This is a genomic window from Nocardia mangyaensis (assembly GCF_001886715.1).
GTDB lineage: Bacteria > Actinomycetota > Actinomycetes > Mycobacteriales > Mycobacteriaceae > Nocardia > Nocardia mangyaensis.
Genome location: NZ_CP018082.1, coordinates 1,397,364 through 1,418,353, shown reverse-complemented (window position 1 = coordinate 1,418,353; position 20,990 = coordinate 1,397,364). Strand labels below are relative to the sequence as shown.

The window sequence follows — 20,990 nt, the reverse complement described above, 5'->3', positions numbered from 1 at the left end:
AGCCCGTTCCGGTGAATGCTGGCAGGTGGACACCGAGACCAATGTCTTCCTGAGCCGCGCCAAGGATGATCTCCTCACCCTGGATTTCCTGGCCTATCACTGCCCTGACGAGCCGTGGACGCCGATCTTCGCCGAGGACGTCGTCATCGTCGGCGAAGCGCTCTCCCCGTCCAACCACATCAGCCAGATGCTGACAAAACAGGCGCGCTACGCCGAGGCCGGGATCGAAGAGTACTGGGGAAGTACTGCTCGATCGCGAAGGCCGCCGGATCGACGACTTCACGGCAATGTCCAAGATCGCCGTATTCTGATTGGCTTGATTCGAAGGTATTCGGCTGGACCTGGCCGATCCGAGCTGAGTCACGCGCGGTGTTCCGCGATCGGAACGGGCGAACAAGGCATCGCCGAGTAGGTCACCACGAGGGGCGCGTGATCGGAGAGCCGCTCGGCGGGCGACGGTTCCTTGCCCACGACAACGGCCGACGCGAGGCGGGCGAGACCGGGTGTCGCGAGTTGGTGGTCTACTCGCCAACCCACATCCTTGGCGAACGATTGACCCGCCCAACTCCACCAGGTGAGTGGACCCGGGCGATCGCCGTGCACCTGACGCACCACGTCGACGAGCCGGCGCGTGCCCAGAATCGAACTGAACCACTCGCGGTCGACAGGCAGGAAGCCGTCCATCGTGCGGGCAGCACGCCAGTTGGTCACATCGTGCCGAGTGTGGGCGATGTTCAGATCCCCGGTGAGGACGAACTCGCGTCCGACGCTCAGCGCCGCGAGCCGGTTCCGGTGCACTTCGCGGGCGAACGCCGCGAGGAACCTCCGCTTGCGTTCGTACTTGGCCCCACCGTCGGGCTGTTCGCGCATCGAGCCCGGGCGCTGGAGGTGCGCGGGCAGACCACCCTTGGGGAGATAGAGACAGGCCACCGTCACCGGTCGGTCGGCCAGGTCGACCTCGATATAGCGTCCCTGTGTAGCGAACTCAGCGAGTCCGCGGGCCCTGGGCGGGTGGGTCACCCACGTCCGTACAGCAGCGGCGGGAACCCTGGTCAAGACGGCCACACCGTTACGACCGGCCACGGAACCGACGTCCACTGCCGCCGAATAGCCCGGGAAGGTTCCCACATCGGCTGCGGGACAACGCAGCTCCTGCAGCGCGACCACATCGACCGACCGCGTCCGCAACCACCGGTCGAATCCACGACGACGTGCCGCACGGATTCCGTTGACGTTGAATGTGGCGACAGTGAAAGAGTCAGCGACCGACGAACCCATGGCAATACTGTGCCGGAGGCGCCCTGCCTCCCGCCCGGGCAGCTCCAGTAAGCGACAGTCCAGCGGAGTCATTGTCGGGATCTCGCGGCGGAGCCCTCGACAGGCAGCCCTGCCAGCGTCCATTCCAGCATTCCTTCGTCCAGGCGTTTCACGTCGCGTCCTGCTTGGTGTCCGATGCGGATCGCATCCGGTGCCATGACGCAAAAGGCGCCGCGGCAGTAGGCGACGACCGCACGGTCGGTGGGGAATTCGGCGAGTCGGTCGGCGAGTTCGGCGAGGGGGACGTTGATGGCGCCCGGGATGTGCCCGGCGTTGTATTCCTCGTGCGGGCGGACGTCGATCAGCGTGATTTCTCCGGCGTCACGGCGGCGGATGAGTTCTTCGCGAGTGATGGCGTCTTCGGGTGCGCCGAGTACGGCGGCAGCGGCGACAGCGACGTCGGCCAGGTGAGCTTCGGCAACCGTCTGCACCAGCGCGAAAAGGCGAGCTACGTCGGTGCCGGCGAGCCCGTAGTACTGGCGAGTGCCCTCGCGTCGGGCCTGGACCAGCCCACCGGACTTCAGTGATTGCAGGTTGGCCGAGGCGGTGGTCAGGTTCATGCCGGTCGCGGTGGCGATCGCCTCGACGGTCCGCTCACCCTGGGCGAGCAGATCGAGGATCTGCAGTCGGCGGCCGTTGCCCAGGGCCTTGCCGACGCGGGCGATCTCGTCGAAGAGGGCGGCTTTGCGGCCGATCTGCTCACTCACGCTTGCTTCTCCAATACTCTTTGGAATAGCTTATTCCATAGTTCCTTGGAACAACATCAGATAGGGCGATTGTATTCGCCACCACGTCCCGCCACGCGGGAGCCGCCCCATCCGGGAGAACGCGTGAACTACCTCTTCGTCCTGCACGACCCGCCCTATGGCACCGAACGTACCTACAACGGCATCCGCTGGGCGCGGCAGATGCTCGAAGCCGGACATCAGGTGCGAGTGTTCAACTTCGCCGATGCGGTCATCTCCGTCACCGCTGGGCAGAAGGTCCCCCACGGCTTCTACAACCTGGCGAAGATGACGACCGCGCTCACCGACAACGGCGGCGAGATCGGCAACTGCGGAGCCTGCATGGACGCCCGTGGAATGGGCGAGGACCAGCTCGTCGACGGCGCACACCGCTCCTCGATGGCCGAGCTGGCCGACTGGACCACCTGGGCCGACCAGGTCATCAACGTCTAGAACCCCTCCAGCAGCAAAGGAACCACAAGCCATGAGCAAAACCGTCGCCGTGGTCGGTGCGGGCGTAGGCGGGCTGACCGCCGCCGCCGAACTACGTAAAGTCCTGCCCACCGAAGATCGGGTCGTGCTGATCGACCGCAGTTTCGAGGGCAGTTCGGGGCTTTCGCTGCTGTGGGTCCTGCGTGGCTGGCGCACCCCCGAACAGGTCGCCGTGCGGCCGACGCCAACCGCATTACCGGGGGTCGACATGATTACCGGGCAGGTGGAACGCATCGACCTCGAGACGCGAACCATCGACCTCGGCGCGGCGGGAACGATCGGCTACGACGCCCTGGTCATCGCGCTCGGCGCGAACCTGAACATTGCCCGGCTGCCCGGCTTGGCGGATGCCTTCGATGCCGGGGTGGCGGGGCAGTTCTACACCGTCGACGGAGCCCTCGACTTGCACCTCCAGGTGGAAGCGCTGGAGTCCGGCCGAGTGGCGGTGCTGGTGGCGGCGGTGCCGTTCAAATGCCCGGCCGCACCGTTCGAAGCCGCGTTCCTGCTCGCCGACCAACTCGGGCAGAAGCTCACCACCGGTGCGGTGACGGTGGATGCTTTCACCCCCGATCCACTACCGATGCCGGTCGCCGGGCCCGCGGTGGGCAACGCGCTTGTGGAGATGATGCGAGCCAAGGGCATCGGGTTCCACGGAGGCAAGTCCGCCACCGGCATCGACCCGAAGGCCCGGACGGTCGACTTCGGCGACGGCACCACCGAAGCCTTCGATCTGCTCGCCGTGGTGCCGCCACACTCGCCCAATGCCGCCGCGGCCTCGACCGGACTGGGCCCCAACGGCTGGATTCCGGTCGACCCCGCCACGCTGGCCACCACCGCGCCGGGAGTGTTCGCGGTCGGAGACGCCACCGCGCTGCCGCTGCCCAACGGCAAGCCGCTACCCAAGGCCGCGATCTTCGCCGAAGCCGAGGGCGAGGTCGCCGCACACCAGATCGCCCGCTACCTCGGCTATGACGTCCCCGACACCCGGTTCACCGGCGAGGGCGCCTGCTACGTCGAACTCGGCGCCGGCCTGGCCGCCAAGGGCGAAGGCAACTTCCTGACCCCACCGACACCGCAGGTGAGCCTGCGGGAACCCTCGACCGCCTACCACGACGAAAAGCAGCGGCAGGAGCGAGACTGGCTGGCACGCTGGAACATTCGATCCTGAACTTCACCCGGGCTACACCCGCGCATGGATGTGGCCCGGTTTCCGCACCTTCAGCGAAAGAATCTCTCTGTGTCACACAGCGCAACGACTGCCGGTTCCGATGTTCCCGAGATCGCGCGGGTACAACGGACCGCGCTCCGGGTTCTGGTGTCAGCGCAGATCCTCAGCGGTGCCGGGCTGGCCGCAGGTATCACTGTCGGCGCGCTGCTGGCCCAGGACATGCTCGACTCCACCAGCCTGTCGGGGCTCCCCAGTGCCCTGTTCACCGCCGGGTCCGCGGTGGCTGCCGTCGCGGTGGGCCGTCTGTCCCAGGCGCGCGGTCGCCGCCCGGGTTTGGCTGCCGGATATCTCGCCGGTGCGGTCGGCAGCCTCGGTGTCATCGCCGCCGCCGCGCTGGACACTCCGATCCTGTTGTTCCTCGCGCTGTTCGTCTACGGCGCGGGTACCGCCACCAATCTGCAAGCCCGCTACGCCGGAGCCGACCTCGCCGACCCGGCCCACCGCGGACGCGCGGTATCGACCGTGCTGGTCGCCACCACTCTCGGCGGTGTCGTCGGTCCCAATCTCGCCGCCCCGACCGGTTCCCTCGCCGAAGGTCTCGGCATCCCGTACTTGGCCGGGCCGTTCTTGCTCGCTGCGCTCGCCTACGCCTTGGCCGCACTCGTGCTGGCAGTGTGGCTGCGCCCGGACCCGCTGCTGCTGGCACGCGAGATCGGCGCCACCGAAGCCGTCGACCTCCCCGAACAGACGCCCTCTCCGATCGTGAAACGCATCGACAAGGGCATCGCCGCAGGTGGTTTCGTCATGGCCGTCACACAGCTGGTGATGGTCGCAATCATGACCATGACGCCGGTCCACATGCTCGCCCACGGACATGGCACCGCCGCTGCCGGTGTGGTGATCGCTGTCCACGTCGGTGCGATGTATCTGCCCTCACCGGTGACCGGATGGCTGGTTGACCGCTACGGACGACTGCCCGTGGCCGCCGCGTCCGGGATGACGCTGCTGGCGGCGGGCCTGCTGGCGGCCTCGGTCCCCGGCGATTCGGTGGGGCTGCTCGCTGTAGCGCTGGCGCTGCTGGGTTTGGGCTGGAACCTCGGGCTCGTAGCGGGCACCGCCATCATCACCGATACCGTCCCGTTGGCTACCCGGGCGAAAACCCAAGGGACGGTGGATGTCTCCATCGCGATCGCCGGAGCGACCGGCGGAATGGGCTCCGGGCTGATCGTCGCCGCGAGCAGCTACCCGACTCTGGCCCTGGCCGGAGGCATCCTCGCGCTGGCGGTCGTGCCGGTCGCCGCGTTCACCGCAGGCAGGCACCCCACCTGAACAGGGCGAAGGGTGCGGTCAGCTGCTGGTTTCGGGCGGTCGTGGCGAAAGTTTCCAGTACCGAACTCCAGGCGCCGCCACCACCTTCGACCACACTGTCGGCCGTGGCTTTCCCCCTCGACCAGACGGTCGATGTGGCAAGAAAGTGCCCTCACACCGAGCCAGTGGCCTGGCCGACCCATCTCGGAGGCACCTGGGAGCCCAGGTCGGACGGTACCGCACGATCACGGCGTCACGGAGGTCGGCGACAACGCCACCGGCACGACCCTGCCGAGATCAGCCATCGAGGCCTTGGTGCCAGCGCACGGCAGCTTCATAGGAGCCGGGCACGTCAGTGGCGTTTTGGCGAAGAATGCCTCGCTGCGGGCCGCGGGCAGACGATCAGGGCACAATGGCCCCTGACGATGTCGGATGCGTGTTCGGCCCGGCCGATGCTCGCTGGTACAGCGGCCGCCGCTGGAACCGGTCGGTCAGCGAGTCGCCGAGGAATCCTCGGCGGCGAGGCGGGTGGTCAACAGCTCGGTGAGTTCTTCGGCGCAGCCGAGCTGGCGGCGGAGATTCGCACAGCTGGATTCCGCCTTGCCGCGCAGCACATCGAGAGTCGCGCCGGCCTGGCGGCGAAGCACCGCGCTGGAGTTCGAATCCGCCAGGACTTCGAGCGCTTCCAGGAGTTCTTTCATCTCCGCGAGAGTGAATCCGAGCGGCTTCATCCTGCGAATCACCAGCAGGCGTTGAACATCTGCCTCGGTATAGAGCCGGAAACCGCCCGCCGACCGCTCCGACGGAGTGACCAGGCCGACGTCATGGTAGTGGCGCACAGTGCGGATCGACAGGTCGGTGCGTGCGGCGACCTCACCGATCTGCAGGTGTCGACTCTGCTCGTCACCCATGTTCGACCTCCACACTTCGGGCGTGCAATGGCTGCGAGCCACGACAGGGCAGTACGCAGTCTCCTGCCGACAAGGATTTCACCCTAACCTCCGCACGCCCCCGGAGCTCCGCCCGGCAGCAATTCCAGGGTCGGCGAGGAGCCGGTCGACTTCACATCGTCTTCGACGCGGATTCCGCCGGCATCGACATCCACGCATCCGTTCCGGGGCACGCACATTCGCGGGAAGCGGCGGGGGTCACGCGTCGGTCACCCTCGCCCCTGGCTCCGCCGGGCTGTCGGCATCGCGCGCGCTGAGCAACGCGGTGAACTCCTGCGCGTAGTCGAGCTGACGCCGCAATCTCTCGCAGTTCTGTGTCGCGATCGTGCGGCACGCGACCACGATCTCCCGCGCCTCGCCGCGCCGCTCGGGAGCACCGGCGGGATCGTCGAGGACCTCCAACGCCTCGAGCAGGTCTCGCATCTGTTCGAGGGTGAAGCCCAGGGGTTTCATCCGGCGGATCACCAGGAGGCGTTCGATGTCGTCGTCGGTGTAGAGCCGGAATCCACCCGCGCTGCGCGCCGAGGGCGTCACCAATCCGACCTCGTCGTAGTGCCGGATCGTTTTGATCGACAGTTCCGTTCGTTCGGCGACCTGGCCGATCTGCAGGTGCGCGCGAGCGGTGTCCTCGGTCATGTCAGTGGCCGCCTGCCAAGTGTCCGCTCAGCCGTTCGTGCCGCTGCTCGGAGGCTGCGTTGAGCCCCACGATCTCGACGTTCTTGCCCTTGGCCTCGTATTTGGTGGTGATCGCGTCCAACGTCGCGACGGTCGAGGCGTCCCAGATGTGGGCGTCGGACATATCGATCACGACATTGCGCGGGTCGTCGACGTAATCGAACTGGTACACCAGGTCATTGCTGGAGGCGAAGAACAACTCGCCACGCACCTTGTAGACGCGGGTGTCGATGCTGCCGTCATGGTCGATGTCGGCCTCACCGACCTTGACCACTTCGGTGAAGTGGGCGACGCGATGCGCGAACGCGACCATGGCGGTGAGCACACCGGCGATCACGCCGTAGGCGAGGTTGTGGGTCGCCACCGTGACAACGACGGTCACCAGCATGACGCTGGTCTCGGCGATCGGCATGCGCCGCAACGTCTTCGGGGCGATCGAGTGCCAATCCATGGTGCCGACCGAGACCATGATCATCACCGCGACCAGCGCCGCCATCGGGATCAACGCCACGACATCACCGAGCCCGACAACCAGGATCAGCAGGAACACACCGGCCAGGAAGGTCGAGATGCGCGTGCGAGCGCCGGATTCCTTCACGTTGATCATGGTTTGGCCGATCATCGCGCAGCCACCCATTCCGCCGAAGAAGCCGGTCACCACATTGGCCACACCCTGACCCCAGCCTTCCCGGGTCTTGTCGGAATGGCTGTCGGTGATGTCATCGACCAGCTTTGCTGTCATCAACGACTCCAGGAGTCCGACCAGCGCCATGGCCAGCGCATAGGGCGCGATGATGCCCAACGTCTCGAGGGTGAACGGAACATCCGGGATCAGCCAGGTCGGCAGGCTCGACGGCAGTTCGCCTTCGTCGCCCACGTTGGGCACGTTGAGCGAGAACACGATGGTGGCGGCGGTGAGAAGCACGATCGCCACCAGCGGGGCCGGAACCACGTTCGACAGCTTGGGCAGCAACACCATGATCGCGATGCCGAGCGCGACCATCGGATAGACCAGCCACGGCACCCCGAGCAGATGCGGGATCTGCGCGGCGAAGATCAAGATCGCCAACGCGTTGACGAAGCCGACCATGACGCTGCGCGGGATGAATCGCATGAGCCGCGCCACGCCGATCACGCTGAGCACGATCTGCAGCACGCCGGCCAGGATGACCGTCGCGATCAGGTAGTCCAGGCCGTGTTCCTCGACCACCGGCGCGATGACCAGCGCGATCGCTCCGGTCGCGGCCGAGATCATCGCCCGGCGACCACCGACGATCGAGATCGTCACCGCCATGGTGAACGACGCGAACAGCCCGACGCTCGGATCGACACCGGCGATGATCGAGAACGAGATCGCCTCCGGGATCAGCGCCAGCGCGACCACCAGCCCGGCCAGGATCTCGGTGCGCAGACGCTTCGGGCTCCGCAGCGCGTCCATCACCGACCCGTCGGTTTCCTTGGTGGTGGACACAGCTGTCCCCATCGGCGAGCTCCGTTCGGTCGGTCGCGCGGGTGCCCCAGGGACCACGGTCGGCGCGGTGGAAGAAATCGGTGATGCGAGCAGTCGGCGGCACGAGCGCGACAGTGCTGGACATCATCGGCCACGCTGCCGGATGACGATCTTCAGCTAACACTCAGCGGAGTGAATATACCCTCCCGTACGGGTAGGCTCACAACCCTCGACGGGGTGACGTGTCGGAGGTCTCACTTGCCAGCCACGCCGCCATGACGTGGCGATGTCGTCGCGAGCGGCCAGGTCGAACCCGTCGGCCTGCTGGTCGCCCGGCGTGATCTGCCGACGCGATCGTCGACCTTCAGTTGCCGTACTGCTGAGTTTCCGGCCGTTCGATCATGATCCCGTGCGCCGGTTCCGTCGCCACCGGCCGATGTTCGACGCCGCGGGGAACGACGAAGATGTCGCCTGGACCCAGCGTCACCGGCTCACGGTCCCGCAACTCGATGCGGAAGGTGCCGTTCCAGCACAGGAACAGTTCGTCCTCGTCGTGGTGGTGCCAGGGGAAGGCACCGTGGAAGCGGGCGATCCGCACGACGGCGTCGTTGGCCGTGGCCAGATCCCTCGGTTGCCACGGCGCGGTCAGGCTGTCGACTACTTCGGTGATCGAGATCTTGGTCATGGGTCCATCCTGACGACGGCAGGCCCGCACCCACAGAGCCAATCGAGATAGATTGGTTCGCATATGGAGCCAATCGAACTCGCCGACCGGCTCGGCCGCTGGTCGGCCGACCGCGGGCCGATGTATCTGCTGCTGGCACGGCGCCTGCGGACCCTGATCGATGACGGCGAGCTGCGGGCGGGCACACTACTGCCGCCCGATCGCCGACTCGCGAAAGCGCTCGCGGTCGGTCGCGGCACAGTCGTGGCCGCCTACGACCTGCTCAGCGGCGAGGGACGGGTCGTGCGCAGGCAGGGTAGCGGCACCCGGGTCGCTGGACCGGGCGCGCTTCCGGCCGGGGAGACCACCCACTCACCGGCCTTCCTGCAACTGCTCGAACCGGACGCCGACGTCATCGCGCTCGCCTGTGCCGCCCCGCCGACACCGCCGCCCGAGGTGGTTCAGGCGTATCAGCACATCCTGCCCGAGCTCGCCGCGACCGACGGCGACATCGGCTATCGACCGACCGGACATCCGTTGTTGCGCACCGCGATTGCCGATCGCTACCGGGCACGTGGGGTACCGACCGACCCGGCACAGATTCTCGTCACCGGCGGTGGACAGCAGGCCTTGTCGCTCCTCGCCCGCGCGCTGCTGCGACCCGGTGATCGAGTGCTGGTGGAGGCGCCGACCTATCCCGGTGCGCTCGAGGCGTTCCGGGAGGTCGCGGCCATCCCGCGGACCGGCCCGGTCGGGCTCGGCACGATCACCCCGGCTGCGCTGGCCTACGTCGTCGCGACGTACCAGAATCCCACGGGCGCGGTGCTTTCCGGGCTGGCCCGCAGACGGCTGGTCGAGTCGGCCCGAGCATCCAGGGTGCCGCTGGTCGACGACGAGGTCCTGGCCGAACTCGGCTTCCCCGGCACCGATCCGCCGCCACCGCCCTTGGCCGCCTATGACGAGTCGGTGATCTCCCTCGGTTCGCTCAGCAAGATCGTCTGGGGCGGACTGCGGGTCGGTTGGGTGCGCGCGCCGAGCCCGCTGATCGCCCGGTTGGCCCGGCTGCGCGCCGTACACGACCTCGGCGGCAACATCCCCGCGCAGTTGGCGGCCGCCCGGTTGCTGCGCGACCTGGATCCGCTGCGCGACCGAATCACACGGCAGCGCAAGGAAAGTCACGATGTCCTCGGTGCCGCGTTGGCCAGGCTCCTGCCCGAATGGGAGGTCACCCCGGTGACCGGCGGTCAGACGCTGTGGATCCGGCTGCCCGAGGGGGACGGCACCTCGTTCGCCCAGCGCGCCCTGCGACACGGTGTCGCGATCCTGCCGGGTACCGGACTCGACGCCACCGGCGCCGGCATCGACTACATCCGGATCAGCTTCGTCGCCGATTCCCCCACGCTGGAGGAGGCCACGAGCCGCCTGGCCGCGGCGTGGCACGGCTACACACCACCCGACCAGCCCTCGTCCGCGCCGCCTTCACTGGCTGTCTAGATCGGAGTCGTCGCCAGCTACCCGAACACCTGCGAGCTCCTCTGCCGGACTCGTTGCTACGCAGAGGAGTTGGCGGCGAGGACGCGGGCCGCCTCCCGTACCGCGGAGATGTTGGCTTTGAGTTGCCGGGATCCGGCCAGCTTGGCAGCGATGTGGTCGCGAACGAGGATCGGCTCGTAGGCGAGGCCGTCGGCGAGATCGAGGTGGCTGGGCAGGGTGGCGATCGTGGCGTCGATGTTGCCGTCGTGAAAGAAGGCCACCGAGCGGCGGCGGCGAATCGTGCCCTCGACGACCGGCGGTTTGACCCGGTGCAGGGTCGAGGGCCAGCGGTCGTTGGTCAAGCGGGCGGTGAGGTCGCCGAGATTGATCAGCAGTGCGCCGTCGATCGGCTCGACATCGTGCCAGGTCCCGTCGTGATCGAGTACCTGCAGCCCACGCACCTGATCGGCCCACAGCACGGTGACCAGCCCGAAATCGGTGTGCTCGCCCATGCCGGTCAGGTCGCCGTCGAGGGTGACGTCGGTGCCGGCGGGCAGGGCGTAGTTGTTCATCCGCAGCACGTCGACGGAGTGGTCGGTGTACGCGTCGAAGTAGTCCTCGGCCAGGTCGAGCGCCTGCGCGAACACCCGCATGAGCGTGCGCGCCACCCGTCCCGCGTGCTCGAAGTAGTCCTCGACCCGCGGCCGGAAGCCCTCGACCGTGGGCCAGGTGTTGCGACCGTAGTCCGCCTCGTCCAGGTCGAGGTCGGGAAAGGACCGTGCCTCGGTGCCCACATTGAACGCCTCGAAGAAGTCGTTCATCCGGCTCGCCGATTCGATGCCGAGGCTCAGCGACAGCGATTCGCTCTTCGGCGGGGAGTACCCCCGATTACCGGGGACCCGGTAGGTCGCCTTGCCCTCGGGCGGCAGGGCGAAGAAGCTGTCGACGGCCGCGGCCAAGCCGGCGAGGACGTCAGCGGGCACGCCGTGGCCGAGGACCTGTACGAATCCCACGGTGCGGCAGGCCTCGTCCATCCGCCGCGCGGTGTCGGCCCGTTCGCGCGCGGTGCCGGGCTGGACGAACGGCGAGATGTCGACGACGGGAACGGCGAAGTTCTCGGACATGGGCAGCACTCCTGCACGATCGGGACCGGAACACCCATTCTTCGAAGCGCGACCTACTCCTGGGATGAATCCGCCGTAACGATCGTGTAATTCAGCCTGCGCAGACCGTCAGCGATGCCCCCGCGCCAGCACGCGTAGTCATGGCCACCGTTGAACTCGACGGAGGCCACCTCCGCACCTGCCGCGCGGAGACTCTCGACAACCGGCCGGTGCAGCGGCACGAGCACCCACTCCTGTGCACCGACCTCCACATACGCCCTGGTCCCACGCAGATCCGCGCCGAGGATCGCCGCGGGTACCTCGTCCTGCCACACCGAGCCCGACTGGCTCAGCGCCCCGTCGTCGATGAGGTTGTCCAGGGTGGTCGGCACGTCCTGCGGGCCGGTCCACACCTCGCCGTCGAAGAACACCACGACCGGGTCACTCTCCTCGCGGGACGCCGACCTCCCGGCGCCCGATACGACCGAATCCATACCGCTGCGAAGGCAGTGGTTACGGGCAGGTAATCTTGCCCCCCATGTGGATCATTCTCGCCGTTTCCGTGGTCAGCTCGGTAGCCATCGCGATCTTGTTCGCCATGGGCTTCCCCGAGCACTGATCGTCGCACGCTGACCGGGTTCGTCGCGCCGGTCACCACGGGCCAGTGATCCGTGCCGTTTTCATCCTGATTCCAGGTGAGCGGCCTAGAGTTGACTGATTGTGCGGGGCAATGCGGAGGGGGACGGAAGGGTCGCCCTCGTGCGACGCCGACTGTCGTGCCGTCGACGCAAGCCGAGCACCGTTGGAGTGTATTGGACGCTGGCGCGCGCCGGGTTCAAACGGCAGGCCCAGTACAAACTGGCGATGTTCGCCGGTCTGTTCACCAACTGCGTGTTCGGCTTCGTCCGCGCGGCGGTGCTGGTCGCCGCGGTCCGCGCGTCCAGTGATTTCGGCGGCTACGACGAAGCGACGATCGGCGCCTACGTCTGGTGGTCGCAGGCACTGCTCGGCGCCACCCAGTTCATGGGTCCACCGCTCGACCTCGTGGACCGGATCAAGTCCGGTGACGTCGCGATCGACTTCCTGCGTCCGGTCGACGTCCAACTCGGCTACCTGGCCACCGACATGGGCCGGGCCGCCTGCGTCTTCCTGCCCCGCGGCGTACCGAGCATCATCATCGGCGCGGCCACCTTCGGACTGTCGATGCCCTCGACCCCGGTGGATTATCTGATCGCGCTGATCAGCGTGCTGCTCGCGGTGGCGCTGTCGTTCCTGTGCCTGTTCGCGGTGGCCCTGATCGGGTTCTGGGTGGTGGAGATCCGCGGGATCAGGGTGCTGTATCAGATCGTCGGTACGTTCCTTGCCGGTCTTTTCGTTCCGGTGCACATGTTCCCCGACTGGCTGCGCGTCATCGCGAGAGCTACGCCGTTTCCTTCCATCCTGCAGGCACCGATCGATACGCTGTCCGGACGGGCCGCAGGCGCAGACGCTTTGCTCATCGTTGCGGCACAAGGCTTCTGGGTCCTGGCGATCGGACTGCTCGGCAGGGTGTTGCTGCGAGCGGGACAACGCAGGCTGGAGGTACAGGGTGGCTGAACCGGAGTCCGGGCGTGCAGTGGCCGGGAACTGGTTCACCCCCTACCTCGCAGTATTGCGTTCGCGTGTGAAAGCACAGCGGGTGTACCGGCTTTCGTTCGCCACCGAGGTGTTCAGCGCCTTCCTGATCGGGCTGGTCGAATTCGCCGAGGTGTGGGTGATCTTCCACAATGTCGGCACGCTCGGTGGGCTCGACGTGCACGCGGCGCTGCTGCTGTTCGGCCTGTCCAACACCGCGTTCGCCTTGGCCCAGGTGCTGGTCGGGCATCTGGACTCGCTGCCGATGATGATCCGGATGGGCACGCTCGACGCCTACCATCTGCGCCCGCAACCGCTGCTGCTGCAACTGGTGACCAGTGACATCTCGCTACGCAGGCTCGCGCGCGCCGCGGTGGCGGTGATCGTGCTCTCGGTCGGGCTGTGGAGCAACGATATCGACTGGGGCATCGCCCCGGTTACCTTGATCGTGATCACCCTGATCAGCGGAATCGCGCTGTTCTGTGGCCTTTTCGTATGCGCGGCGGGACTACAGTTCTTCTTGATCGACGGTGCCGAGCTCACCAACAGCTTTACCTACGGCGGATCCTTCGCCGCGATGCAGCCGGCCTCGGTGTTCCCGGCACCGCTGAAACTGTTGTTCGGGTTCGCGATTCCCGTCGCGTTCACGGCGTACGTGCCGACCATCGCCCTGCTCGGTCTGCCCGGACCGCCGTTGCTGCCCGCGTGGTCGGCCTGGCTGACCCCGGTAGCGGCGGTGTGGGTGTGGCTGCTGGCGCTGGCGGCGTGGCGGATCGGCACGAGGCACTATCAGGGCGGAGGAGGATAGCGATGGACGAGCCCAGCGCAACGGAACCGATCATCGACATCGACGACCTCACCCGGCAGTTCACCGTCTACCGCCAGAACGGCAGCCGATGGCGCCGGCATCGCACCACGATCACCGCGGTCGACCGCATGAGTTTCCGGATCGAACGTGGTTCCGCGGTCGGCTACATCGGCGCCAACGGCGCGGGCAAGTCGACCACGATCAAAATGCTCACCGGCATCCTCGTGCCGACCACCGGTAGCGTGCGCACCTGCAGTCTCGAACCGGTGCGCCAGCGCAGGGAGCTGGCCTCCCGCATCGGCGTGGTGTTCGGGCAGCGCTCACAGCTGTGGTGGGATCTGCCACTGCACGAGTCGTTTTCGATTCTGGCGGCGATCCACCGCCTCGACCCCGACGTCGCCGACAAGCGCACCCATGAGCTCGTCGAGCAGTTGGAGATGGCCGAGACCCTCGACACGCCCGTGCGCCAGCTCTCGCTCGGCCAGCGCATGCGCGCGGAAGTGGCTGCCGCGCTGTTACATTCACCGGAGCTGGTGATCCTGGACGAGCCGACGATCGGTCTGGACGTGCTGTCCAAGCAGCGCCTGCGCGAATTCCTGCGCGCCGAGCGCATCGAACGCGGCACCACGCTGCTGCTCACCACCCACGACATGGGCGACATCGAGCGCCTCTGCGACCGGGTGCTGGTGGTCGACCACGGCAGGCTCGTCTACGACGGCTCGCTGACCGGACTCGGCGCCACTGTCGGCGCGCGCCGGGTGCTCGTGGTCGACCTCGCCGTGCCCACACCGGATCTCGACGATCTGCCGTGCGGTGCGCAACTGCTGTCCAGCGATGCCGGCGGCATGCGGCAGCGCCTGGCCTTCGATGCCGAGCAGACCACCGCGGCGCAACTGCTCGCCGCGGTCTCCGATCGCGTGCAGGTGCGCGACCTGTCGATCGAGGAGCCCGGCATCGAGGACGTGGTACGCCGGATCTACGAGTCGGCCCGCTGAGCGAGTTCAGCTGGGCGCGTGCGGATTTCCGGAGTACATGCGGACCTCGCCGTTCTCGCCGAGGAAGGCGTTGACCAGCATGATCCGCTGGGCCTGCAGGTCGGCTTCCTCCGGCGCGCTGGTGGTGATCGAGATCTGCGGGATGGCGGCCCAGTTCACCACGTAGCGTTCCGGTGGCCCGTCGTCATCGGACAGGCGCGCGAGCCGGAACACCGACACCGCGCGGCGCTCCATGAGGTCGCGCACGACGTCGGCGATTCGCTGCGGGTCTTCCAGCGCGAACAGGAACCCGAACGTCAACTCGGGCGAGGACACATAGGCGGGCACGTCTATCGACGTTAGCGCATACGACGGTGACGCCGAACCGGCGCGGGGAATTGATTGCCGCGAATGCGCCACACGGTTACCTGGCGGACCTCACGCGGAGACCCCGCCGTAACGGTGGATAACAATTTCCGCCGACCACCATGTTTGTACATCATACTATTGCGCGGCAGCGCCGGATCGCGCTTTCCTGAGAGGGTCCCGATTCATCCCCGGGTCGTCTTCCTCGCCGCAGCGTCGCGGATATTCGTCGACGCCCGGGCGGGGCTACGCCGGTGCCGGGGAGTGCACCTCCCCCGAATCCTCCCCGGCCCTGGCGTATCAGAGTTCTGTCAGTGAGTGTCATCAGGGGCGTGCACATGACCATCGATCCCGGCCATCGTGTGGACGACACGCAACTGCCGCCACCGTCGGCCCTGCTCCGGGCCTTTCTCGCACCCGACCCGAATCCGACGCCACATCGCGTGCTCGATGCCGCGAGCGGGCTCGCCCGCTGCCATGATCGCCGGCGCGCGGCGCTCGAGGCGGCCCGTCGGCCCGGCGCAGCCAACGGTCGAACCGCGGAATCGGGCCGTCTGATCGACGACATCGACGACGAACGCGCCGCGCTGATCGCCCGCATCGATGGCTGGGTCGCCGCCAATATCGCCCACCGGGCGGGTGCCTCCCTGCACACCGAGACGCTGGGCGCGGTGATCGATCGGATGGCGGCGAAATGGGTCGCCGCCAAGCACACGCTCGACAGCGACCCGATGACGACGACGGCACCACGGCAGCGGGAGGCTCGCGCCCATCTGCAGTGGTGCCGTCTTGCCGAGTTGACCGATGGCTACCGCGACTTGATCACCGATGTCGCCGAACGCCGCAGGCGACTGCCGGTGTGGTGATCAGCGCTGCTCGGTCGTGGGTTCCGGCTCGGTGACCTTCGGTTCGGGGGCCTTCGGTTCGGCCACCTCGGCCTGCCAGGAATCGTCGGGTTCGGTCGTCACGTCCACGTCGTCGACGACGACAACCTCTTCACGGCTCCGACGCTCGTCCTGTTCGGCATCGCGACGAGCCGCCGCGGCCGCCTCGTTCATCTCGATCACATCGGTGATGAACTCACCGATCTCCCGAGCGACCGAGCTGACGGTTCCGGTGATGATGGCGGCGATATTGCCGACCCGCTGGGCACCGGAGGACGTCAATTCCTGGACCAGATCCTTGTTGCTTTCGAATTTGCCGACCATTTATACGCCCACTTCGGTTGCCTTCCGATTACGCATAACGATAACACCGGGCTTGGGCGCCCTCTTGACCAAGCTGTCCGGCAACGCGAGCGCGAAGATCTTGGCCCAGACCGAACCGATCTGCTTGGAGAAACGACCGGTGTTGTAGGGCAGGCCATACTTCTCGGCCAGCGCCTTCACCTCGGGCGCCATCTCCGGGTACCGGTTGGCCGGCAGATCGGGGAACAGGTGGTGTTCGATCTGGTGCGACAGGTTGCCCGACATGATGTGGAACAGCCGCGAGCCGGTGATGTTGGCCGAGCCGAGCATCTGCCGGACATACCACTCACCCCGGGTCTCGACCTCGGTCTCCTCCTTGGTGAAGGTCTGCACGCCCGCCGGGAAGTGCCCACAGAAGATGATCGAGAAGGTCCACAGGTTGCGCACCACATTGGCGGCGGCATTGCCAGCCAGGGTGTGGACGAACAGCGGGCCGGTCAGCGCCGGGAACACGACGTAGTCCTTGAGCACCTGCTTGCCCGCCTTGCGGGCCTGGCCCTTGAGCAGCGGCTTGAGATCGCTCCACTTGCGCTTGCCCTTGATGATGTTGTCGGCCTCGAGGTCGTGCATCATCACCCCCCACTCGAACAGCACCATCAGCAGGAACGCGTACACCGGGTTGCCCAGGTAGTAGGGGTTCCACTTCTGGCCCTCGTCGATGCGCAGGATGCCGTAACCGATGTCGCGGTCCATGTCGTGGATGTTGGTGTAGGTGTGGTGCATGTAGTTGTGCGAGTGCTTCCACTGATCCGCCGGGCAGACCGTGTCCCAGTCGAATTCGCGGGAGTTGATGCCGCGCTCGCGCATCCAGTCGTACTGGCCGTGCATGACGTTGTGGCCGATCTCCATGTTGTCGAGGATCTTCGACACACCGAGTGCGGCGACGCCGGCCAGCCAGAACGGGGGCAGGAAGCCCAGGTACATCAGCCCGCGCCCGGCGATCTCGAGGCCACGCTGGGTCTTGATGATCTTGTAGATGTAGTCGCGGTCGCGTTCGCCCAGATCGGCGTCGATGCGGGCGCGCAGCGCGTCGAGCGCCTGGCCGAACTCCTCGACCTGCTCCGGGGTCAGGATGACCGGGCCGTCTTTGCCTTCAGTGAGAATCGTCATGGCTGTATCTCCCCTTGATGGATTCGGTTGTCTAGAGGGCGATGTCGACGTCGCCGACCGCGGTGTTCACGCAGATCTGGATCTGCTTGTCGGGATCGGCATCCAGCTCGCCGGTGCGCAGATTGCGAGTGCACCCGGAGACCTTGGTGGCGGTGCAGGAGAAGCAGATCCCCATGCGGCAGCCGTATTCCGGGGTCAGGCCCACCGCTTCGGCCTGTTCGAGCAGCGGTGCTCCGGTGTTCTCGGCGGCGACGGCGCTGCCAGAGAAGGTGACGGTGCCGGTGGCCTCGGCCGGGTCGGCCGGGACGGTGGTGAGGGTGAATTCCTCGCTGTGTACGCGATCTTGCAGACCTTCGGCGTCGAAGATCGTCTGTACCGCCCGCATCAGCGGCGGCGGACCGCAGACGAAGGTCTGCGCGTCGGCGAACCAGGGCGCCACCCGCTCGAGCTCGTCGTAGTCGAAGAACCCGCTACCGGTGGAGGTCTCGCCGTTCACCACGGTACCCGGCTCCACCGGGTACCGGTACTCCACGCGGAAGTTGGGCCTGCGCGTGGCGATCGCGGTCAGTTCGGCACGGTGGGGCACCATCTCGGGCTGCCGCGCGTAGTGCAGGAAGGTGACCTGACCTGCGTAGTCCTCGGCATCGAGGGTGCGCAGCATCGACAGCACCGGGGTGATGCCGCTGCCGCCACTGACCAGCAGCACCTTCTCGGGACGGGGCTCGGGCAGGGCGAACACACCGGACGCCGGCGCCAGGTCGACGACCATGCCCGGCTTGGCGTGCTCGTGCAGGTAGTTCGACACCAGCCCGCCCGGATGCGCCTTGACGGTGAGCTGGATATAGCGATCACCGCGACTCTCCGGGTCGATCGGCGAATAGCAACGGGTGTGGCGAACACCGTTGATCGACACACCGATCTGCACGTACTGACCGGCGGCGTGACCACGCCACTGGCGCGAGGCCCGCAGCGTGAGCGTCACCGAGCCGGGCACCGCGTGCGACACATGGGTGACCTCGGCGCGCAGTTCCCGCGCGGTCAGCGCGGGGCTGACGAGTTCCAGGTACCGGTCCAGCGGGTGCGGCGTCGTCAACGTCTGCACCAGGTCGATCAGTCCCACCATGATGTGTTGCCCCTCTGCGGAAGTTCCTTCGACGTGCGAGCCACAATTTCAGTGCACGTCTGTACACTCACTAGTGTGCCGGATGGACCCGGCCCACTGTCAACCGGCAATAATGTGAGCCGGGCAACATGAGCGGGGAAGCGACTATGGTGAACGGATGTATGCTCACCGATGTGACTGAGCAGGCAGGAACCCGTAACGAGCGCAAAGCGCACACCCGGGCGGCCCTCCTCGAGGGCACCCTGGCGCTGGCCGCCGACCGCGGGTTCGCGGCGTTGAGCCTGCGCGAGATCGCGCGCTCGGCCGGGATCGTGCCGACCGCGTTCTATCGCCACTTCGCCTCACTCGACGACCTCGGTGCCACCCTGGTCGACGAGGGGGTCACGGCACTGCGGCTGGCGTTGCGCGAGGTCAGGCGCAAGCCGGACGCGCATCTGGCCGACACCGTGCGCTTCGTCTTCGACCAGGTCAGGGTCAAGCGCGCGCTGTTCGGCTTCCTCATCCGCGAACGTCATGGCGGCTCGGCCGCGCTGCGTCAGGCGATCTCGTTGGAGCTGCAGTTGATCGTGCGCGAGATCGTCGCGGATCTGTCGCGCCTGCGCGCACTCGACGCCTGGAGCACGACCGAGCTGGAGATCGCCGCGGATCTGCTGGTCAGCACGGTCACCGACGGCATCGCCGCGTTCGTGGCGTCGGCGCCCCGCGAGGAATCGGCGATCGTCGAGCGCACCGTCATGCAGATGCGCCTGATCGCCCTGGGCATCGGCGGCTGGGTGCCGTCCCGCCTCTCCGAGGACTAACTGTTCCGCCTCCCCGAGACTTCCAGCCGGGTCGTCGGGGGTGGGCCTCGGCCCGCGTCAGGCGCCGGGCCGTCAGTCGATTCCGTGGTCGTGCCGTGGGTGCACCCGGCGAGCTACCCCGATGCTTGCGAGATCAGTTGTTCCGTCGGTCATTTCCTGCCGCAGCGGGATTCGGAGTACGGATGTTCACACAAAGTTACCGGCGCGTGGCCGTGATCCTGCACAGTCCCGCTACCGGTTTCACCCCCGCGCGACCTTCGCCGGGGCGCGGACCGGGAGCAGTACCAGCAATCCGGCGACCAGGACGACGAGCAGGCCCGCGATGCCCGCGCGGTCACTCTGGAAGGCCCAGACGAACAGGCCGAACAGGGCGGGGGCGAGGAACGAGACCGCGCGGCCGGTGGTGGTGTACAGGCCGAACAGCTGACCCTCACGGCCGGGCGGTGCCAGGCGGGCCAGGAACGAGCGGGCCGAGGCCTGCGCGGGGCCGACGAAGATGGTGAGGGCGAGGCCGAAGATCCAGAACATCATCGTGCCCGACACCACCAGCAGCACCAGCCCGCACAGGATCATCCCGACCAGCGAGGCCACGATCACCCGCTTGGGCCCGAGCGTGTCGTCGAACCGGCCCGCAACCACCGCCGCCGCACCCGCGACGACATTCGCGGCGATCCCGAACAACAGGACATCGGCGGCCGCGAACCCGTACACCTGGACCGCGAGCACCGCGCCGAAGGTGAACACCCCCGCGAGGCCGTCCCGGAAGACCGCACTCGCCAGCAGGAACCACACCGTGTGCCGGTCGGTGCCCCACAGGTCACGCACATCGCGCCACAGCACCCGATAGGAACCGAGGAAGCCCACCCGGTCGGCACCGGGATCGGCCCCGGTGCGCGGCAGTTCCGGCACCGCGAACAGCACCGGCAGCGCGAACACTGTGAACCACACGGCCGCCAGCACCACGACCAGCCGCACATTGAGACCCTGATCGGTGGGGATCCCGAAGATGCCGCGGGTGTCGCCGTCACCGGCGAGGAACCCCACGTAGCAGATCAACAGCAGCACGATGCCGCCGAAATAGCCCATCGCCCAGCCGAACCCGGATACCCGGCCCACTGTGGCCGGAGTCGAGACCTGCCGCATCATGGCGTTGTAGGGCACGCCCGCCAGCTCGAAGACCGCCGAGGCGAAGGCCAGCAGCGCCAGGCCGAGCCACAGATCACTGTGCTCATCGCGGACGAAGAACATCAGCGACATCGCGCCGACGGTGAGCGCCGTCAATGTCGCCAGCGCCCGCTTCCTCGACCCGACGGCATCGAAGTACTGCCCGCACACCGGCGCCGTCAGCGCTACCACCAGACCCGCCGCGGCCAATGCCCAGCCGAGCCACGCGCTCGCCGAGATCGAACCCGGCAGGTCCTTGCCGACCGAATCGGTGAGATACACCGAGAACACGAAGGTCAGCGTGACGGCCTGGAATGCCGATGACCCCCAGTCCCACAACCCCCATGCCACAACTTGCCCGCGTCCGGCCGCCTCGCCGACGGTCTCGGCCGCGTTCACCTCGGTCATGGGGCGAAGCGTATCGGCGATCGGGAGTTCCGGCAGGACACCTCGGCGATT

23 protein-coding genes are annotated in these 20,990 nt (G+C 67.2%); 10 read left to right on the top strand and 13 right to left on the bottom strand.

From position 1 onward, the window contains the following. The first annotated feature begins 25 nt into the window (after positions 1-25). Complete coding sequence (locus BOX37_RS33735) at positions 26-412, top strand: hypothetical protein (protein ID WP_156910288.1); 387 nt, start codon at positions 26-28, stop codon at positions 410-412. On the opposite strand, the gene BOX37_RS06420 is transcribed toward BOX37_RS33735, so the two are convergent. After that, positions 361-1,278, bottom strand: a complete 918-nt coding sequence (locus BOX37_RS06420) for an exodeoxyribonuclease III (protein WP_071926837.1) — start codon at positions 1,276-1,278, stop codon at positions 361-363. The genes BOX37_RS33735 and BOX37_RS06420 overlap by 52 nt on opposite strands. 68 nt (positions 1,279-1,346) lie before the next feature. Next, the gene (locus tag BOX37_RS06415) at positions 1,347-2,024 is read right to left on the bottom strand and encodes an ArsR/SmtB family transcription factor (protein WP_071926836.1); all 678 of its coding nucleotides are present in this window, start codon (positions 2,022-2,024) and stop codon (positions 1,347-1,349) included. Between the two features lie 123 nt (positions 2,025-2,147). On the opposite strand from BOX37_RS06415, the gene BOX37_RS06410 reads away from it, so the two are divergent. The 3 genes from BOX37_RS06410 to BOX37_RS06400 all read left to right on the top strand — a co-directional run bounded on the left by BOX37_RS06410 (position 2,148) and on the right by BOX37_RS06400 (position 5,031). Then, positions 2,148-2,495, top strand: a complete 348-nt coding sequence (locus tag BOX37_RS06410) for a DsrE/DsrF/TusD sulfur relay family protein (RefSeq protein ID WP_071926835.1) — start codon at positions 2,148-2,150, stop codon at positions 2,493-2,495. Between the two features lie 31 nt (positions 2,496-2,526). Continuing rightward, positions 2,527-3,702 carry an NAD(P)/FAD-dependent oxidoreductase gene (locus BOX37_RS06405; RefSeq protein WP_071926834.1) on the top strand — a complete coding sequence of 392 codons (1,176 nt, stop codon included), beginning with the start codon at positions 2,527-2,529 and terminating at the stop codon, positions 3,700-3,702. 69 nt (positions 3,703-3,771) lie between these two features. Further along, positions 3,772-5,031 (top strand): MFS transporter, encoded by a 1,260-nt coding sequence (locus tag BOX37_RS06400; protein WP_240505240.1) that lies wholly within the window; start codon positions 3,772-3,774, stop codon positions 5,029-5,031. Positions 5,032-5,501: 470 nt separating this feature from the next. Here BOX37_RS06400 and BOX37_RS06395 read toward each other — a convergent pair whose 3' ends face one another. The 4 genes from BOX37_RS06395 to BOX37_RS06380 all read right to left on the bottom strand — a co-directional run bounded on the left by BOX37_RS06395 (position 5,502) and on the right by BOX37_RS06380 (position 8,770). Then, a complete protein-coding gene (locus BOX37_RS06395; RefSeq protein ID WP_071926832.1) occupies positions 5,502-5,921 on the bottom strand; it encodes a MerR family transcriptional regulator in 420 nt (139 codons plus the stop codon). 237 nt (positions 5,922-6,158) lie between these two features. Continuing rightward, positions 6,159-6,596 carry a MerR family transcriptional regulator gene (locus BOX37_RS06390; RefSeq protein ID WP_071926831.1) on the bottom strand — a complete coding sequence of 146 codons (438 nt, stop codon included), beginning with the start codon at positions 6,594-6,596 and terminating at the stop codon, positions 6,159-6,161. A 1-nt stretch (position 6,597) separates the two neighbouring features. After that, positions 6,598-8,118: a SulP family inorganic anion transporter gene (locus BOX37_RS06385; RefSeq protein ID WP_071926830.1), complete on the bottom strand. Its 1,521-nt coding sequence runs from the start codon at positions 8,116-8,118 to the stop codon at positions 6,598-6,600. A 331-nt stretch (positions 8,119-8,449) separates the two neighbouring features. After that, positions 8,450-8,770, bottom strand: a complete 321-nt coding sequence (locus tag BOX37_RS06380) for a cupin domain-containing protein (RefSeq protein WP_071926829.1) — start codon at positions 8,768-8,770, stop codon at positions 8,450-8,452. 63 nt (positions 8,771-8,833) lie between these two features. Between BOX37_RS06380 and BOX37_RS06375 the strand changes: the two genes are divergently transcribed. After that, a complete protein-coding gene (locus BOX37_RS06375) occupies positions 8,834-10,243 on the top strand; it encodes an aminotransferase-like domain-containing protein (protein WP_071926828.1) in 1,410 nt (469 codons plus the stop codon). 56 nt (positions 10,244-10,299) lie between these two features. Here BOX37_RS06375 and BOX37_RS06370 read toward each other — a convergent pair whose 3' ends face one another. Both BOX37_RS06370 and BOX37_RS06365 read right to left on the bottom strand, forming a co-directional pair. After that, the gene (locus BOX37_RS06370; protein ID WP_071931232.1) at positions 10,300-11,346 is read right to left on the bottom strand and encodes an isopenicillin N synthase family dioxygenase; all 1,047 of its coding nucleotides are present in this window, start codon (positions 11,344-11,346) and stop codon (positions 10,300-10,302) included. A 53-nt stretch (positions 11,347-11,399) separates the two neighbouring features. Then, positions 11,400-11,759, bottom strand: coding sequence for a hypothetical protein (locus BOX37_RS06365; RefSeq protein ID WP_156910287.1), 360 nt, complete (start codon positions 11,757-11,759; stop codon positions 11,400-11,402). A gap of 373 nt (positions 11,760-12,132) precedes the next feature. Here BOX37_RS06365 and BOX37_RS06360 point away from each other — a divergent pair, with 373 nt between their 5' ends. Genes BOX37_RS06360 through BOX37_RS06350 form a run of 3 tightly spaced genes read left to right on the top strand, consistent with a single transcriptional unit; the run spans position 12,133 to position 14,742 of the window. Continuing rightward, the gene (locus BOX37_RS06360) at positions 12,133-12,921 is read left to right on the top strand and encodes an ABC transporter permease (RefSeq protein WP_071926826.1); all 789 of its coding nucleotides are present in this window, start codon (positions 12,133-12,135) and stop codon (positions 12,919-12,921) included. Next, positions 12,914-13,747: an ABC transporter permease gene (locus BOX37_RS06355; RefSeq protein WP_071926825.1), complete on the top strand. Its 834-nt coding sequence runs from the start codon at positions 12,914-12,916 to the stop codon at positions 13,745-13,747. Before BOX37_RS06360 ends, BOX37_RS06355 begins: the two co-directional genes overlap by 8 nt. 2 nt (positions 13,748-13,749) lie before the next feature. Then, positions 13,750-14,742, top strand: a complete 993-nt coding sequence (locus BOX37_RS06350) for an ABC transporter ATP-binding protein (protein ID WP_071926824.1) — start codon at positions 13,750-13,752, stop codon at positions 14,740-14,742. 6 nt (positions 14,743-14,748) lie between these two features. Here BOX37_RS06350 and BOX37_RS06345 read toward each other — a convergent pair whose 3' ends face one another. Then, on the bottom strand, positions 14,749-15,069 hold the full coding sequence (locus BOX37_RS06345; RefSeq protein WP_071926823.1) for a hypothetical protein: 321 nt from the start codon (positions 15,067-15,069) through the stop codon (positions 14,749-14,751). Between the two features lie 332 nt (positions 15,070-15,401). Here BOX37_RS06345 and BOX37_RS06340 point away from each other — a divergent pair, with 332 nt between their 5' ends. Continuing rightward, on the top strand, positions 15,402-15,953 hold the full coding sequence (locus BOX37_RS06340; protein WP_240505239.1) for a DUF4254 domain-containing protein: 552 nt from the start codon (positions 15,402-15,404) through the stop codon (positions 15,951-15,953). On the opposite strand, the gene BOX37_RS35115 is transcribed toward BOX37_RS06340, so the two are convergent. Genes BOX37_RS35115 through BOX37_RS06325 form a run of 3 tightly spaced genes read right to left on the bottom strand, consistent with a single transcriptional unit; the run spans position 15,954 to position 18,567 of the window. Further along, positions 15,954-16,295, bottom strand: a complete 342-nt coding sequence (locus BOX37_RS35115) for a hypothetical protein (RefSeq protein WP_240505238.1) — start codon at positions 16,293-16,295, stop codon at positions 15,954-15,956. Beyond that, the gene (locus BOX37_RS06330; protein WP_071926822.1) at positions 16,296-17,444 is read right to left on the bottom strand and encodes a fatty acid desaturase family protein; all 1,149 of its coding nucleotides are present in this window, start codon (positions 17,442-17,444) and stop codon (positions 16,296-16,298) included. It lies immediately after the preceding gene. A gap of 31 nt (positions 17,445-17,475) precedes the next feature. Next, the gene (locus BOX37_RS06325) at positions 17,476-18,567 is read right to left on the bottom strand and encodes a ferredoxin reductase (protein WP_071926821.1); all 1,092 of its coding nucleotides are present in this window, start codon (positions 18,565-18,567) and stop codon (positions 17,476-17,478) included. A 173-nt stretch (positions 18,568-18,740) separates the two neighbouring features. Between BOX37_RS06325 and BOX37_RS06320 the strand changes: the two genes are divergently transcribed. Then, a complete protein-coding gene (locus BOX37_RS06320; RefSeq protein WP_240505237.1) occupies positions 18,741-19,367 on the top strand; it encodes a TetR family transcriptional regulator in 627 nt (208 codons plus the stop codon). Between the two features lie 240 nt (positions 19,368-19,607). Here the strand turns inward: BOX37_RS06320 and BOX37_RS06315 are convergent, their stop codons facing one another. Then, positions 19,608-20,939, bottom strand: a complete 1,332-nt coding sequence (locus BOX37_RS06315; protein ID WP_071926819.1) for an MFS transporter — start codon at positions 20,937-20,939, stop codon at positions 19,608-19,610. Positions 20,940-20,990 lie beyond the last annotated feature (51 nt).